This window comes from Microbacterium sp. Soil_N32, from assembly GCF_057655505.1.
Map to the genome: position 1 here is coordinate 226283 of NZ_JBDGME010000018.1, position 15708 is coordinate 241990.

14 protein-coding genes are annotated in these 15708 nt (G+C 69.8%); 9 read left to right on the forward strand and 5 right to left on the reverse strand.

The window, feature by feature from the left end; translation table 11 throughout:
- Position 1 precedes the first annotated feature (1 nt).
- Genes sdhA through sdhC form a run of 3 tightly spaced genes read right to left on the reverse strand, consistent with a single transcriptional unit; the run spans position 2 to position 2726 of the window.
- Positions 2-1828: a succinate dehydrogenase flavoprotein subunit gene (gene sdhA / locus AC3A3J_RS07440; RefSeq protein WP_487671666.1), complete on the reverse strand. Its 1827-nt coding sequence runs from the start codon at positions 1826-1828 to the stop codon at positions 2-4.
- A 20-nt stretch (positions 1829-1848) separates the two neighbouring features.
- Positions 1849-2292: a succinate dehydrogenase hydrophobic membrane anchor subunit gene (locus AC3A3J_RS07445; protein ID WP_487671667.1), complete on the reverse strand. Its 444-nt coding sequence runs from the start codon at positions 2290-2292 to the stop codon at positions 1849-1851.
- Entirely contained in the window at positions 2292-2726 is a 435-nt protein-coding gene (gene sdhC / locus AC3A3J_RS07450; protein ID WP_314650860.1) for a succinate dehydrogenase, cytochrome b556 subunit, read from the reverse strand. The genes AC3A3J_RS07445 and sdhC overlap by 1 nt, the downstream gene beginning before the upstream one ends.
- 186 nt (positions 2727-2912) lie before the next feature.
- Here sdhC and AC3A3J_RS07455 point away from each other — a divergent pair, with 186 nt between their 5' ends.
- From AC3A3J_RS07455 to AC3A3J_RS07495, 9 genes are all read left to right on the forward strand, one after another.
- A complete protein-coding gene (locus tag AC3A3J_RS07455) occupies positions 2913-4028 on the forward strand; it encodes a mannose-1-phosphate guanylyltransferase (RefSeq protein WP_487671668.1) in 1116 nt (371 codons plus the stop codon).
- Between the two features lie 149 nt (positions 4029-4177).
- Positions 4178-5299 (forward strand): BMP family lipoprotein, encoded by a 1122-nt coding sequence (locus AC3A3J_RS07460; protein WP_487671669.1) that lies wholly within the window; start codon positions 4178-4180, stop codon positions 5297-5299.
- Positions 5300-5440: 141 nt separating this feature from the next.
- A complete protein-coding gene (locus AC3A3J_RS07465) occupies positions 5441-6955 on the forward strand; it encodes an ABC transporter ATP-binding protein (protein WP_314650854.1) in 1515 nt (504 codons plus the stop codon).
- Positions 6952-8262, forward strand: a complete 1311-nt coding sequence (locus AC3A3J_RS07470; protein WP_487671670.1) for an ABC transporter permease — start codon at positions 6952-6954, stop codon at positions 8260-8262. The genes AC3A3J_RS07465 and AC3A3J_RS07470 overlap by 4 nt, the downstream gene beginning before the upstream one ends.
- A complete protein-coding gene (locus AC3A3J_RS07475) occupies positions 8259-9545 on the forward strand; it encodes an ABC transporter permease (RefSeq protein ID WP_487671671.1) in 1287 nt (428 codons plus the stop codon). Before AC3A3J_RS07470 ends, AC3A3J_RS07475 begins: the two co-directional genes overlap by 4 nt.
- Before the next feature lie 19 nt (positions 9546-9564).
- Positions 9565-9963, forward strand: coding sequence for a cytidine deaminase (locus AC3A3J_RS07480; protein ID WP_314096271.1), 399 nt, complete (start codon positions 9565-9567; stop codon positions 9961-9963).
- Positions 9960-11252: a thymidine phosphorylase gene (locus AC3A3J_RS07485; protein ID WP_487671672.1), complete on the forward strand. Its 1293-nt coding sequence runs from the start codon at positions 9960-9962 to the stop codon at positions 11250-11252. Before AC3A3J_RS07480 ends, AC3A3J_RS07485 begins: the two co-directional genes overlap by 4 nt.
- 66 nt (positions 11253-11318) lie before the next feature.
- Complete coding sequence (locus AC3A3J_RS07490) at positions 11319-12434, forward strand: adenosine deaminase (protein ID WP_487671673.1); 1116 nt, start codon at positions 11319-11321, stop codon at positions 12432-12434.
- A 44-nt stretch (positions 12435-12478) separates the two neighbouring features.
- Positions 12479-13549: a polysaccharide deacetylase family protein gene (locus AC3A3J_RS07495; protein ID WP_487671674.1), complete on the forward strand. Its 1071-nt coding sequence runs from the start codon at positions 12479-12481 to the stop codon at positions 13547-13549.
- A gap of 12 nt (positions 13550-13561) precedes the next feature.
- Here the strand turns inward: AC3A3J_RS07495 and AC3A3J_RS07500 are convergent, their stop codons facing one another.
- On the reverse strand, positions 13562-14311 hold the full coding sequence (locus AC3A3J_RS07500; RefSeq protein ID WP_487671675.1) for an alpha/beta hydrolase: 750 nt from the start codon (positions 14309-14311) through the stop codon (positions 13562-13564).
- 46 nt (positions 14312-14357) lie between these two features.
- Positions 14358-15650 carry a flavin-containing monooxygenase gene (locus AC3A3J_RS07505; RefSeq protein ID WP_487671676.1) on the reverse strand — a complete coding sequence of 431 codons (1293 nt, stop codon included), beginning with the start codon at positions 15648-15650 and terminating at the stop codon, positions 14358-14360.
- Between the last annotated feature and the right edge of the window lie 58 nt (positions 15651-15708).

Sequence of the window (15708 nt, forward strand, 5' to 3'; positions counted from 1 at the left end):
CTCAGTACTTCCTCTCCATGGGCGGGTAGTTGTACTCGCCCTTCTCGTTCTTGGTGAAGACGACGGGCTTCCAGTCGAGCTTGATGTGATCGCTCGGGTCGGAGGAGTGCGGGTCGCCCGTGAGGTACGCCATGGTGTGCTTCATGTAGTTCTCGTCGTCGCGCTTCGGGAAGTCGTCGCGCATGTGGCCGCCGCGGCTCTCCTCGCGGTTCTGCGCGGCGTAGACGACGACCTCGGCGATGTCGAGCAGGAAGCCCAGCTCGACGGCCTCGAGCAGGTCGGTGTTGAACCGGCTGCCCTTGTCGTCGACGTGGATGTTCTTGTACCGCTCGCGGAGCTCGGCGATGACGCCCAGCACGTGCTGCAGCGAGTCGTGCGTGCGGAACACCTGCGCGCCCTTGTCCATCTCGTCCTGCAGCGTCTTGCGCAGCACGGCGATGCGCTCGGTGCCCTGGTTGTTGCGCAGTCCCTCGAGCATGTCGGACACGAACGCGGCGGGGTTCTCGGGCAGCGGCACGAAGTCGGCCGTCTGCACGTACTCGACGGCGTTGCGGCCGCTGCGCTTGCCGAACACGTTGATGTCGAGCAGCGAGTTGGTGCCGAGGCGGTTGGCGCCGTGCACCGAGACGCACGCGCATTCGCCGGCGGCGTAGAGGCCGGGCACGACGGTGTCGTTGTCGGCGAGCACCTCGCCGTTGTTGTTCGTGGGGATGCCGCCCATCGCGTAGTGCGCGGTCGGCATGACCGGCACCGGCTCCACCACCGGGTCGACGCCGAGGTAGGTGCGCGCGAACTCGGTGATGTCGGGGAGCTTGGTCTCGAGCACCTCGGCGCCCAGGTGGGTGCAGTCGAGCAGCACGTAGTCCTTGTGCGGTCCGGCGCCGCGACCCTCCGCCACCTCCTGCACCATGCAGCGCGCGACGATGTCACGGGGAGCGAGGTCCTTGATGGTGGGGGCGTAGCGCTCCATGAAGCGCTCGCCCGACGCGTTGCGCAGGATGGCGCCCTCGCCGCGGGCGCCCTCGGTGAGGAGGATGCCGAGGCCGGCGAGACCGGTGGGGTGGAACTGGAAGAACTCGAGGTCCTCGAGGGGGAGGCCCTTGCGCCACACGATGCCGACTCCGTCGCCGGTGAGGGTGTGCGCGTTCGAGGTCGTCTTGAAGATCTTGCCGAAGCCGCCGGTCGCGAAGATGACGGCCTTCGACTGGAAGACGTGCAGCTCGCCCGTGGCCAGGTCGTAGGCCACGACACCGGCGACCTGCGTCTTGCCCGCGTCGTCCTTCACCGTGATGAGGTCGAGCACGTAGAACTCGTTGAAGAAGTTGATGCCGAGCTTGACGCAGTTCTGGAACAGCGTCTGCAGGATCATGTGGCCCGTGCGGTCGGCCGCGTAGCAGGCCCGGCGGACGGGCGACTTGCCGTGCTCGGCCGTGTGCCCGCCGAAGCGGCGCTGGTCGATCTTGCCCTCGGGGGTGCGGTTGAACGGGAGACCCATGTTCTCGAGGTCGATGACCGCGTCGATCGCCTCCTTGGCGAGGATCTCCGCCGCGTCCTGGTCGACGAGGTAGTCGCCGCCCTTGACGGTGTCGAAGGTGTGCCACTCCCAGGAGTCCTCTTCGACGTTCGCGAGCGCCGCCGCCATGCCGCCCTGCGCCGCACCGGTGTGGGAGCGGGTGGGGTACAGCTTCGAGATCACCGCGGTGCGCGCACCCGGACCCGCCTCGATGGCGGCCCGCATGCCGGCGCCGCCGGCGCCGACGATCACGATGTCGAACTGGTGGTAGTGCACGCCGTCCCGGACGACGGAATCCTGCGTATCGGTAGTCACTTCTCGTATGCCTTCTTCTCTCAGTTGCCCAGCGACTGGCAGGTCTCCCACAGCGTGCTGGACTCGGTCACTCCGAGGCACGGGTCGAACGTGAAGACGACCAGGGTGCCGAGGAGGATGAGGAGTCCGGCCGCGAGGCCGAGCGCCCAGACGAGCGCCTTGCGCGCGGTGGCGTTCGTGACGTAGTCGTTCACGATCGTGCGCATGCCGTTGGCGCCGTGGATCAGCGCGAGCCACAGCATGATGACGTCCCACCACTGCCAGAAGGGGGTGGCGAACTTGCCGGCGATGAAGGCGAAGTCCAGGGCGTGGATGCCTTCGCCGACCATCAGGTTGACGAAGAGGTGGCCGAAGATCAGCACGACGAGCACGACGCCCGAGGCGCGCATGAACACCCAGCCCCACTTCTCGAGGTTGATCCCGCGGCGCCGACGGGCCGGGGCGGCGATGGTCTGAGCGGTCATCAGTGTCCTCCTCCGAAGCCGGCGAAGGCCAGCATCAGGTGGCGCGGCACGAAGCCGGCCATGATGACGACCCAGACGGCGAGCACGCCCCAGAAGAGCTGGCGCTGGTAGCGCGCACCCTTCGACCAGAAGTCGACCGCGATGATGCGCAGGCCGTTCATGGCGTGGAAGACGATGCCCGCGACGAGGACGACCTCGCCGATCGCCATGACCGGGTTCTTGTACGTGCCGATGACGGCGTCGTACGCCTCGGGGGAGACCCTGATGAGCGCCGTGTCGAGCACGTGCACCAACAGGAAGAAGAAGATGGCGACTCCGGTGATGCGGTGAAGCACCCACGACCACATGCCTTCGCGTCCCCGGTAGAGGGTGCCGCGGGGGGTCTTGGACGTGGTTTCCGAAATCGACGGTGTCAAGCGAGCGCTCGTGGACACGGTCGTCCTCCCTGGATCGATGTGCGTCGGTCGCATGCCGCCAGGCACGCCCGATCGCCCTCCATCCTATTCCCGTCTGAGAGGGGCGGGCGACGAAGGGGACCCTAACCGTCGGCGCGCCACGACGCGCCTTGAGCGCTTCTTGAGGGACGGCGACGAGGCGGGGGTCGCGACTACGCTGGCGGGATGACGGAACCGATCGACGACTTCTACGCCGTGATCCCCGCCGGCGGCATCGGCAGCAGGCTCTGGCCGCTCTCTCGGGCCGACGCGCCGAAGTTCCTCCACGACCTCACCGGGTCCGGGCACTCGCTGCTGCGCGACACGTGGGATCGGCTGCTGCCGCTCGCGGGCCCCGACCGCATCGCGGTGGTCACCGGTCGTGCGCACCGGGCCGCCGTCGAGGAGCAGCTGCCGGGCATCGCCGACCTCAACGTCTTCCTCGAGTCGGAGCCGCGCGAGTCGGCCGCCGCGATCGGACTGGCCGCGGCGATCCTGCATCGGCGCGACCCCGACGTGATCGTCGGGTCGTTCAGCGCCGACCACGTCATCCGCGGCACGCGCGTGTTCGAGTTCGCGGTGCGGGATGCGGTGGAGGTCGCCCGCGAGGGGTACATCTGCACGATCGGCATCTCGCCCACGGAGCCGGCAGTCGGCTTCGGCTACATCAAGATGGGCCCGGAGCTCGTGGTCGAGGGCGCGCGCGAGGCCGCCCTGGTCGAGAGCTTCGTCGAGAAGCCCGACCTCGAGACGGCGCGGCAGTACATCGCCGATCGGGGCTATCTCTGGAACGCGGGCATGTTCATCGCGAAGGCGAGTGTGCTCCTCGACGAACTCGCCGCGAACGAACCCGCCCTCCACGCCGGCCTGCTCGAGCTGGCCGAGGCCTGGGACGACCGCGAGCGCCGCGGGCCCGCCGTCGACCGCATCTGGCCGCGCCTGAAGAAGATCGCCATCGACTACGCCGTCGCCGAGCCCGCCGCGCGTCGCGGACGCCTCGCGGTCGTACCGGGGCACTTCGACTGGGACGACGTGGGCGACTTCGCCTCGCTCACGAAGCTGATCACGAACGGCCGCAAGAACGACCTCGCGGTCCTCGGTCCGCGGGCGCGCGTGCTGTCGGATGCCGCGAGCGGCATCCTCGTGAGTCAGACCTCGCGGGTCATCAGCCTGGTGGGGGTGAAGGACATCGTGGTGGTCGACACCCCCGACGCGCTCCTCGTGACGACGGTCGAGAACGCGCAGCGGGTGAAGGGCGTCGTGGAGTCGCTCAAACTCACGGGACGGGGCGATGTGCTCTGATGCGCAGCACCCGCTGCTCATCCGCTGCCCAGGTTTCAGCTTTGTAAAGATTCGTCTGCGCCGGGGCCGCCGGTATACGGAATCGCTGAAACACTAGGTAACTTTGATCGACCCGCGAGGGACGCGGTTCCGTTCAGGGAGGCACTGAGTTGACCATCTCCACCACCAAGAAGCTTCTCGGCGCGACCGTCGCCGCGGGCGTCGTCTTCGCACTGGCCGGCTGCGGCCAGGCACCCGCCGAATCGGGCGGCGACGGCGGCGAGGCAGCATCCGACTTCCTGCCCTGCCTCATCTCCGACGCAGGCGGCTGGAACGACAAGTCGTTCAACCAGTCGGCCAAGGAGGGCATGGACCGCGCCGCCGACAGCCTGGGTGTGAAGCCGCTCGAGTTCGAGTCGGCCAACGACAACGACTACGCGCCGAACCTCGAGACCGCGGTCTCGGAGGGCTGCTCGCTCATCGTCTCCGTCGGCTTCAAGCTCTCGGCCGCGACGGTCGAGTCGGCGCTCGCGAACCCCGAGATCGACTACGCGATCATCGACGACTGGGCCGACAACGACTTCGACGGCGAGGTCGACGCGCCCAACATCAAGCCGCTCGTCTTCGACACGGCACAGGCCGCCTACCTCGGCGGATACGCCGCGGCCGGCTGGTCGGCGCAGAGCGGTGTGAACAAGGTCGGTACCTTCGGCGGCATGCAGATCCCGTCGGTCGCCGTGTTCATGGACGGCTTCGCTCTCGGCGTCGACAAGTACAACGAGGACAAGTCGGCGGCGGTCGAGCTGTTCGGCTGGGACGTCGCCTCGCAGAAGGGCTCGTTCACGGGCGGCTTCGACGCCAACGACACCGCCAAGCAGACCGCCCAGGGCGTGCTCGACCAGGGTGTCGACGTGATCCTGCCCGTCGGCGGCCCGATCTACCAGAGCGCTGCGGCTGCCATCTCGGACAGCGGCAAGGACACGCTGATGGTCGGCGTCGACAGCGACCTCGCCGTCGCCGACGAGTCGGTCGCCGACGTCACGCTCTTCTCGATCATGAAGGCGATCGACGTCGCCGTCGAGGACGCCACGATGGCCGCCTCGAAGGGTGAGTTCGACCCGGCGCCCTACGTCGGCACGCTCGACAACGAGGGCGTCAAGCTCTCGGGCTTCGGCAGCTTCGAGGGCGACCTGCCCGAGGGCCTGATGGACGAGATCATGGCTCTGCAGGAGCAGATCATCGCCGGCGACATCACGGTCGAGTCCCCGAACTCGCCGAGCGCACAGCAGTAACTCCGTTCCACGCACGGGGCGAGTGGCAGCACGACCGCCACTCGCCCCGTCGCATGGACGGGCACCAGCGACTTCCGTCGCGGGCACGACGACGTGCGCCGCGCACGACCACCCTCGAATACCTCTGGATAGGGTTCAGATATGAAGCTCGAACTCCGCGGCATCACCAAGCGATTCGGCACCCTCGTCGCGAACGACCACATCGACCTCGTGGTCGAGCCCGGGCAGATCCACGCGCTGCTCGGCGAGAACGGCGCCGGCAAGTCCACCCTCATGAACGTGCTCTACGGGCTGTACCAGGCCGATGAGGGCGAGATCCTGCTGGACGACGTCGTCCAGCGCTTCCGCGGACCCGGCGACGCCATGGCCGCCGGCATCGGCATGGTGCATCAGCACTTCATGCTGGTGCCCGTGTTCACGGTCGCCGAGAACGTCATGCTCGGCCACGAGCAGACCAAGGGCGCCGGCACCCTCGACATCGCGAAGGCCCGCGAGCACGTGCGCGCCGTCGCCGCTCGCTTCGGCTTCGACATCGACCCCGACGCGATCGTCGGCGACCTGCCGGTCGGCGTGCAGCAGCGCGTCGAGATCATCAAGGCGCTCTCGCGCGACGCGAAGGTGCTCGTCTTCGACGAGCCGACCGCCGTGCTCACCCCGCAGGAGACCGACGAGCTCATGGGCATCATGCGGCAGCTGCGCGAAGAGGGGACGGCGATCGTCTTCATCACGCACAAGCTGCGCGAGGTGCGCGAGGTCGCCGACACGATCACGATCGTGCGCCTCGGGCGCATCGTCGGCGAGGCGTCGCCCACGGCGAGCAACTCCGAGCTCGCGTCGCTCATGGTCGGGCGAGCGGTCGAGCTGACCGTGCAGAAGGATGCTCCGCGCCTGGGTGACGGCGGCCTCGAGGTCGCCGGACTCCGCGTGCTCACGCCGTCCGGCGCGATCGTGGTCGACGGCGTCGACTTCACCGTGCGGCCGGGCGAGGTGCTCGCCATCGCCGGCGTGCAGGGCAACGGTCAGACGGAGCTCGTCGAGGCCATCGTGGGACTCGCGGCGCGCGTCGAGGGGTCCATCCGACTCGACGGCACGGAGCTGGTCGGTCGCAGCGTGCGAGCGATCCTCGACGCCGGGGTGGGCTTCGTGCCGGAGGACCGCAACGAGGACGGGCTGGTCGGCGGGTTCTCCGTCGCGGAGAACCTCATCCTCGACCGGTCGACCGACGAGGCGTTCAGCCGCGGAGGCACCCTGCGTCGCGCCGCCCTCGAGGAGTTCGCGAAGGAGCGGATCGCCGAGTACGACATCCGCACGCAGGGCCCGCACACGCCGGCCGGCACGCTGTCGGGCGGGAACCAGCAGAAGGTCGTCATCGCGCGCGAGATGAGCCGCGAGCTGCGCCTCCTCGTCGCCGCGCAGCCCACGCGCGGCGTCGACGTGGGGTCGATCGAGTTCATCCACAAGCGCATCATCGAGACGCGCGACGCGGGCATCCCCGTCGTCGTCGTCTCGACCGAGCTCGACGAGGTCGCAGCTCTGGCCGACCGCATCGCGGTCATGTACCGAGGAACCATCGTCGGCATCGTGCCCGGCGACACCCCGCGCGAGACGCTCGGGCTCATGATGGCGGGCGCCGCCGAGGGAGAGGTGGCCGCATGAGCGGGACGACACCGGGAGCGGAAGACGCGACGACGGGCCTTCCGACCGAGCAGCTTCCCCGCGCGACGGGTCCGCTGACCACCGATGTGCCGCCGCCGCCGCGCGGGAACGTCATCCTCAAGGAGATCCTGCGGGGGAGCGCCGTGTCGACGGTGCTCGCGATCCTCCTCGCTCTCGTCGTCGGCGGCATCCTGATCGCCTCGACGAACGAAGACGTGCAGAAGGCCTCCGGCTACTTCTTCGCTCGCCCCGGCGACACCCTCGTCGCCGCCTGGAACGCCGTCTACAACGGCTACGAGGCGCTCTTCCGCGGCGCGATCTTCAACGCCCGCGGCGCGGACTTCGCGGCGCAGATCCGTCCGCTCACGAACACGCTGGGCTTCGCCGCTCCGCTGATCGCCGCCGGACTCGGCGTCGCGCTCGCGTTCCGCGTCGGCCTGTTCAACATCGGTGCCCGTGGACAGATGCTCTTCGGCGTCGGCATCGCCGGCCTGCTCACCTTCGGACTCGATCTGCCGATGTGGCTGCACATCCCGGTCACCCTCGTCGCGGGTATCGCCGGCGGGGCGCTCTGGGGCGCGATCGCCGGTCTCATCAAGGCCCGCACCGGCGCGCACGAGGTGATCCTCACGATCATGCTCAACTACGTCGCGTACTACCTGCTGCTGTGGATGATCCGCACGCCGGGCCTGCTGCAGAAGCCCGGCACGAACCAGGCGCTCGGCTCCGCGACCCCCGAGACGGCGCAGTTCCCCGAACTGCTCGGTCCGAAGTTCCCGCTGCTCGACCTCGGCTTCGTGATCGTGATCGTCGCGACGCTGTTCGTGTGGTGGCTGATCGAGCGCTCGTCGCTCGGCCTCCGCATGCGCGCGGTGGGCGAGAACCCGCACGCCGCCCGTGCTGCGGGCATCAGCGTGCCGCGGGTCTACGTGTACGCCATGCTGTTCGCCGGCGGCCTCGCCGGCCTCGCGGGCATGAACCAGCTTCAGGGCGCCGTGACCACGGGCATCACCGAGACGATCGACGCCGGCATCGGCTTCGACGCGATTACGGTCGCGCTGCTCGGCCGCAGCCGGGCCTGGGGCACCTTCGCCGCCGGCATCCTGTTCGGCGCGCTCAAGGCGGGTTCGTTCTCGATGCAGGCGCAGGACATCCCGGTCGACATCGTGCTGGTCGTGCAGTCGCTCGTCGTGCTGTTCATCGCGGCGCCGCCGCTGCTGCGCGCCGTGTTCTTCCTCCCCAAGTCCGAGGCCGAGAAGGCCGCCAAGGCGAGAGCCAAGGCCGCGAAGAAGGCGGTGGCCGCATGATGTCGCTCGCACAGACCGAAGCCGCCGACGGCACGGTGCACCTCGCCACCGTGCGCGAACGGCACCTCAAGGCGCCGATCGTGCTGGCCGCGGCCACCGTGCTGCTGGCCCTGCTCGTGCTGCTCGTCCCGCGCTCGGGCACGAGCACCTTCCGCCTCGGCGACTCGTCGCAGTCGTTCGAGCTCCCCGACATCGCCCTGCCCACGGCGGCCACGATCTGGGTCACGATCGGCATCCTGGTGGTGCTCGTCGCGATCGCGTTCTTCCGCGCGTGGACGTACCGCTCCTCGTCGCTGTGGCTGATCGGCGGGTTCGGCGGTCTCGCGGTGTTCGCCTTCCTCGTCTGGGCGGGCGCCGGCGGCCTCGTCCCGGTCACCAGCCTGCTGTTCGGCGCCGTGTCGCTGTCGGTCCCGCTCGTGTTCGGCGCCCTCGGCGGCGTGATCGGCGAGCGCGCGGGCGTGGTCAACGTGGCGATCGAGGGGCAGCTGCTGCTCGGTGCCTTCTCGGCTGCCGTGCTGTCGAGCGTCACGGGCAACCCGTTCATCGGCCTCATCGGCGCGGTGATCGGCGGCGTGCTGGTCTCGAGCGTGCTCGCCGCGTTCGCCATCAAGTACCTCGTCGAGCAGGTCATCGTCGGGGTCGTCCTCAACGTGCTCGTCAGCGGCCTGACCGGCTTCCTGTACGGCGCGCTCCTGGCACCGAACGAGGCGCAGCTCAACACGCCCGAGCGCTTCTCGCGCATCGAGATCCCGCTGCTCAGCGACATCCCGATCCTCGGCCCCGTGCTGTTCAACCAGACGTTCATCGTGTACCTCATGTTCATCACGGTCGCGGTGGTCGCCTGGGGTCTGTACCGCACGAAGTGGGGTCTGCGTCTGCGCGCCGTCGGCGAGCATCCGCAGGCCGCGGACACCGTCGGCATCAAGGTCAACGCGACGCGGTTCTGGAACGTGCTGCTCGCGGGCGCGATCGCCGGTGTCGGCGGTGCGTACTTCACGCTCGTGTCGGTGCCGCAGTTCGGCAAGGACATGACCGCGGGTCTCGGCTTCATCGCCCTCGCCGCCGTGATCTTCGGCCGCTGGGACCCGATCCGCGCCACGCTCGCGGCTCTGCTCTTCGGATTCGCGACGAACCTGCAGAACCTGCTGTCGATTTTGAAGACGCCCATCCCCGGCGAGTTCATGCTGATGCTGCCGTACGTCGTGACGCTGCTCGCGGTCGCCGGGTTCGCCGGGCAGATCCGCGGCCCGGCGGCCAGCGGCAAGCCCTACATCAAGTCCTGATCCGAGGAGTCCGATTCACATGACAGACATCGACTGGGACGAGCTGCGCCAGGTCGCCACCTCCGCCATGGAGCGCGCGTACGCGCCGTACTCGCGCTACCGAGTGGGTGCGGCGGCGCTGGTGGGCGACGGACGCATCGTCGCGGGGTGCAACGTCGAGAACGCCTCCTACGGGGTGACGCTCTGCGCCGAGTGCGCCCTCGTCGGCGACCTGCACATGTCGGGTGGCGGCCAGCTCGTTGCCTTCGTCTGCGTCAACAACGACGGGCAGACGATCATGCCGTGCGGTCGCTGCCGTCAGCTGCTGTTCGAGCACGCGATGCCCGGCATGCTGCTGGAGACCGTCTCCGGCATCCGCACGATCGACGAGGTGCTGCCCGACGCGTTCGGGCCGCGCGACCTGGAGGACGCCCGATGAGCATCGAACCCTACGACGCGGTCGACGTCATCCGCGCCAAGCGCGACGGCGGAGTCGTGCCAGAGCCGGCGCTGCGCTGGATGGTCGACGCCTACACGCGCGGATACGTCTCCGATGCGCAGATGGCCTCGTTCGCGATGGCGGTGTTCCAGCGCGGTATGGAGCGCGACGAGATCCGCGTGCTCACCGACGCGATGATCGCGTCGGGGGAGCGGATGAGCTTCGCGGCGCTTGGCAAGAAGACGGTGGACAAGCACTCGACCGGCGGCGTGGGCGACAAGATCACCCTGCCGCTCGCACCCCTGGTCGCCGTCTTCGGCGTCGCGGTGCCGCAGCTGAGCGGCCGCGGCCTGGGGCACACCGGAGGCACGCTCGACAAGCTCGAGTCGATCCCCGGGTGGCGCGCGGCGCTGAGCAACGACGAGATGTTCGCCCAGATGCAGAGCGACGTCGGCGCGGTGATCTGCGCCGCGGGCTCGGGCCTCGCCCCCGCCGACAAGAAGCTGTACGCGCTGCGCGACGTCACCGGAACGGTCGAGGCGATCCCGCTGATCGCCTCGAGCATCATGTCGAAGAAGATCGCCGAGGGGACCGACGCGCTCGTGCTCGACGTGAAGTTCGGCTCCGGGGCGTTCATGCAGGACATCGACCGCGCTCGTGAGCTGGCTCGCACCATGGTGGCGCTGGGCACCGATTCCGGGGTCGCCACGACGGCCCTGCTCACCGACATGAACGTGCCTCTCGGCCGCGCCATCGGCAACGCCAACGAGGTCAGGGAGTCGGTCGAGATCCTGGCGGGCGGCGGCCCCGCCGACGTGCGCGAGCTCACGCTGGCGCTCGCGCGGGAGATGCTGGCGCTGGCCGGGCAGCCGGATGCCGATGTCGAGGCCGCCCTCGACGACGGACGCGCGATGGACCAGTGGAAGGCGATGATCCGCGCGCAGGACGGCGACCCGGATGCCGAGCTCCCGACGGCTCGCGAGACCCACGTCGTCACGGCTCCGGCCGACGGCGTCGTCTCGCGCCTGGAGGCGCTGCCGTTCGGCGTCGCGGCGTGGCGCCTCGGCGCCGGTCGTGCTCGCGCCGAGGATCCCGTGGTGTTCGAGGCCGGGATCGATCTGCATGCCAAGCCCGGCGACCGGGTCACCGAGGGGCAGCCGCTGTTCACCCTCTCCGCCGCCGACGACGCCCGGTTCGCCCGCGCGCTAGAAGCACTCGACGGCGCCTGGGATATCGGCGACGAGGCGCCGGCGCGCGGATCCATCGTGCGCGAGCGCATCACGGCCTGACACCCTCTGGCACTACCCTGGTCGGGGGCGACTCCCGCCCCCGACTCTTCACGACTGGAGGATCCCATGGCGATCGATGCGAACGGCGACATCAAGGTCGACGGTGTCTCGCTGCGGAGCCTGCCGAAGGTGTCGCTGCACGACCACCTCGACGGCGCGGTGCGTCCGGCGACGATCGTCGAGTTGGCGGATGCTGCGGGCATCGCTCTCCCGCAGGGGGACGCGCGCTCCCTCGCCCGGTGGATCGCGAAGCAGAGCGACTCGGGGTCGCTGGTCGAGTACCTCCAGACGTTCGACGTCACCGTCGGCGTGATGCAGACGCGCGAGGCGTTGACCCGCGTCGCGCGGGAGTTCGTGCTCGATCTCGCCCGCGACGGCGTGATCTACGGCGAGGTCCGCTGGGCGCCCGAGCAGCACCTCGCCGGCGGCCTCACCCTGAAGCAGGCCGTGGAGGCCGTGCAGCAGGGGATCGAGGAGGGCGAGGACGCCGCCGACGCGAAGGGCAGCAGCATCCGCGTGGGTCAGCTGCTCTCGGCGATGCGGCAGCACGATCGTGCGCGCGAGATCGCCGAACTCGCCGTGGACTTCCGCGGCCGCGGCGTCGTCGGCTTCGACATCGCCGGTCCCGAGGCGGGATTCCCCGCGTCGAAGGATCGTGCGGCGTTCGATTTCCTGGCCGAGAACTTCTTCCCCGTGACGGTGCACGCCGGCGAGGCGGCGGGGCTCGACTCCATCCGCTCCGCCCTCATCGACGGCCGCGCACTGCGTCTCGGCCACGGTGTGCGGATCGCGGAGGACCTCGACGTCGTCACCCGCGAGGGAGACGAGGTGCAGGTGCAGTTCGGCGACCTGGCCCGCTGGGTGCGCGACCGGGAGATCCCGCTCGAGCTGTCGCCGTCGTCCAACCTGCAGACCGGAGCGGTCGCCGCATGGGGCACCGAGCTCGCCGACCACCCGTTCGACCTGCTCTACCAGCTCGGCTTCGCCGTGACCGTCAACGTCGACAACCGCACCATGAGCGGCACCTCGCTCACGCGCGAGCTCGCGCTGCTCGTCGAGACGTTCGAGTACGACCTCGACGATCTCGAGACGTTCCAGTTCAACGCGGCGTCTGCCGCGTTCCTGCCGGTCGAGGAACGGGAGGAACTCGTCGATATGATCGGCGAGGGCTTCGACGCCTGACGATGGGGGCTCGGAGGAGGCGTCCGGGGGGACGCCGTCGCGGCGTGTGGATCGCGACGACGCTGGCGGCGGTGACGGTACTCGGCGCGGGCGCCGTGGCGTGGTCGGCGACATCGACGCCGACGGAACCGACGCCGCGGACCGCCGACGACGCGCTCGTGCATCCGCTCACGCCCGCACAGCAGCTCGTGGCGGACTCGGGCGACCCGAACGGATGCGCCGTGTCGTTCCAGGGCGAGGGGATCGCGCTCGACATGCAGGTGCAGTCGCAGGGCGCTCTCTTCCGCTCCCTTCCGATCCCCGCGCAGGACGGTCGGGTGTTCGCGGGCTGGTACCCGACGGCGGAGGCGGCCGCGGTCATGGATCCCGCCGCACGCATCAACGGCGCCGATCTCGTGGCCTGCGTCGACGACGAGCTGGTGCTCGTCGGCGCGTGGACCACGCCCGAGGCGAACGCCGCGGCCGACGTGCGGGTGCCGATCCTCATGTACCACCAGTTCACCCCGAAGCCCGAGGGCGAGTCGGGGTGGCTGCGCGGCAACTACGCCTACATCGGCGACTTCGAGGCGCACATGGAGCACATCGCGTCCACCGGCTTCTACCTGCCCACGTGGGACGAGCTCTCCGCGTTCATCGACGGTCGTCTCGCGCTCCCCGAGCGCAGCGTGATCGTCACCGACGACGACGCCGACCAGTCGTGGTTCGACCTCGCCGTGCCCGTCGTCGACCGTCATCGCGTGCTGGCGACGTCGTTCATGATCACCGCGTACCGGCAGGACCCGGCGCCCTCGCCGTACGTGCAGCGGCGGTCGCACACGAACGACATGCATCGCCCTGGCGCGAACGGAGACGGGATGCTCGTCAACGCGACGGCTGACGAGATCGCGGCCGATCTCACCGCGTCGGCGCAGGCGCTCGGCGTCGCCGAGGTGGTCGCGTATCCGTTCGGGCACTACAACGACACCACGAAGCAGGGCGTCGCGCAGGCGGGATTCGAGATGGGGCGCACGATCGAACCGGGCACCGTCGCGATCGGCACCGACAAGCTGGCGCTGCCGGTGGTGCGCATCGACTACGGCATGGGGCTCGACGCGCTCATCGCCCGGATCGGCTGAGCGGGCGCGACCTCATCGGGGTGCGATCGCCTCGAGGAACGGACCGAGCTGCTCGGTGACGACGCGGTGCATCTCCTCGTCGGCGATCCGCGGGGTGCCGTCGCCGTCCTGCGGGCCGTAGTCGCCGAAGGAGGCGTGTGCCGCTCCCTCGATCTCGACGAGGTCGGCGTCGTCGGGAAGGTTGCCGCGGGCGTCGGCGATCTTCGCCGGGGTCGACAGACCGTCTTCCGAGCCCGCGAGGCTGAGCACGGCGAGGTCGTCGCCCGACAAGTCGTTCGCGCAGTACGAGCCGAACAGCACCAGGGCGTCGGCATCCGTCGCGAGCTGGCACGCCCGGACGCCGCCGAGGGAGTGCCCGCCCACAGCCCAGCGGTCGATCTCGGGCGCCGCGGAGGTGAAGGCGTCGAGCGGGCGGAGGTCGAAGAACGCGAGGTTCAGCCAGGGGCGCGTGATCACGACCGTGACGCCGTCTTCGGCGACGCCCTGCAGCACCGCCGCGTACGCCCACGGGTCCACCTTGGCTCCGGGCACGAACACGAGCCCCACCTCGGAGTCACCGTCGGCCGGTGCGAGCACGATGCCCTCGCCGGTCTCCTCGACCGTGATCGCGGTGTTGCCGCGCACGTCGGCGAGCGGCTCCTTCTCGGCGGGCATGACGCCGATCTGGCTCCAGGCGACGACGCCGACGACCGCGACGACGAGAACGACGACGATGCTTCCGAGCGCCCACCGGAGGGCGCGACGACCACGCTTCTTCTGCACGTCTCCACGCTACGCGTGGGAGGCGGGCAATCGGCCCGGAGCGGGGTCAGTCGCGCCGTTCCAGCGCGTCCTGCTCCTGCCGCAGGGCGCGCCGGTACGCGTGCTTGTCGACGTAGTGCGCCATGCGGGGGAGGGCGACGAAGCGATAACCGCCCGTGAGGTCGGGCCACGGCCGGGTCGCCACGCGCGCCCGGAAGCGCGCGGCCCGCTCGGGATGCCGGTCGACGGCGTCGAGGTAGGCGGCGAGCAGCTCGGCCTGGTCGGCGCGCCCCTGCCACCCGAGTCCCGAGGCCTCGACCATGCCGATCACGAAGAGCCCGTCGAACGAGGCGGGGAAGATGTGCAGGAAGAGCCGCGGCGTCTCGCCCTCCCCGCCGAGGTGCGCGCGATCGACGAAGGGGTAGTCGAGTCGGTACCCGGTGGCCATCAGCACGAGATCGTACGCGTCGGCGGTGCCGTCGCGGAACAGCACCCGTTCACCCTCGAACCCCTGCACATCGGGCCGGATGCGCAGATCGCCCTGGCCGAGGTGATCGAGCACCCGCGTGTTGACGATGGGATGCGACTCATAGAGGCGGTGGTCGGGCCGCGGGAACCCGAACCGGCTCGGATCGCCCGTGAAGAGGCGCAGCACGCGCGTGTCCACCGCCTGCTTCAGGCGCGGGGGCAGCGGCCGCCCCCGCGAGATCGTGTCGCTCGGGCGGCCGAACAGATACCGCGGCACGAAGTACGAGCCGCGTCGCACGCTCATGTCGATCGACGCGGCATGGTGCACGGCATCCACCGCGATGTCGCAGCCCGAGTTGCCCGACCCGATGATGAGCACCCGCTTGCCGCGCAGCGCGTCGGCCGACGAGTAGGCGCTCGTATGCAGCAGCTCGCCGTCGAACGTTCCAGGGAAGACGGGCACGTTCGGTTCGGCGAGGGTGCCGTTCGCCAGCACGACTCCCCGATACCGGCGGGTCGACATGCCGTCGGGGCCCTCGGCCGTGAGGTCCCACCCGCCGTCCTGCGGTTCCAGACGCGTGACCCGGGTGTCGAAGCGGAAGAGCCCCGTGAGGTCGAACGCGTCGGCGTACGCCTGCAGGTACGCGAGCACCTCGCGATGCCCGGGGTAGTCGGCTCGGGAGCGCATCGGGAACTCGCGGAACTCCGTCGTCGTGCGCGACGAGATGAGGTGGGCCGATTCGTACATCGTGCTGCGGGGGTTCGTGATGTCCCAGAGGCCGCCCACGCCGTGCGAGGCCTCGTATCCCTCGACCGGGATGCCGCGCCGCTGCAGGGCGCGCGCCGCGGCCAGTCCCGACGGCCCCGCGCCAATCACCGCGTATGCGTCCACCCTCTGCCCCCGCACGTCGATGTGTCGAAAACGCCCCCGCCCCGATGGTAGCGGGGCG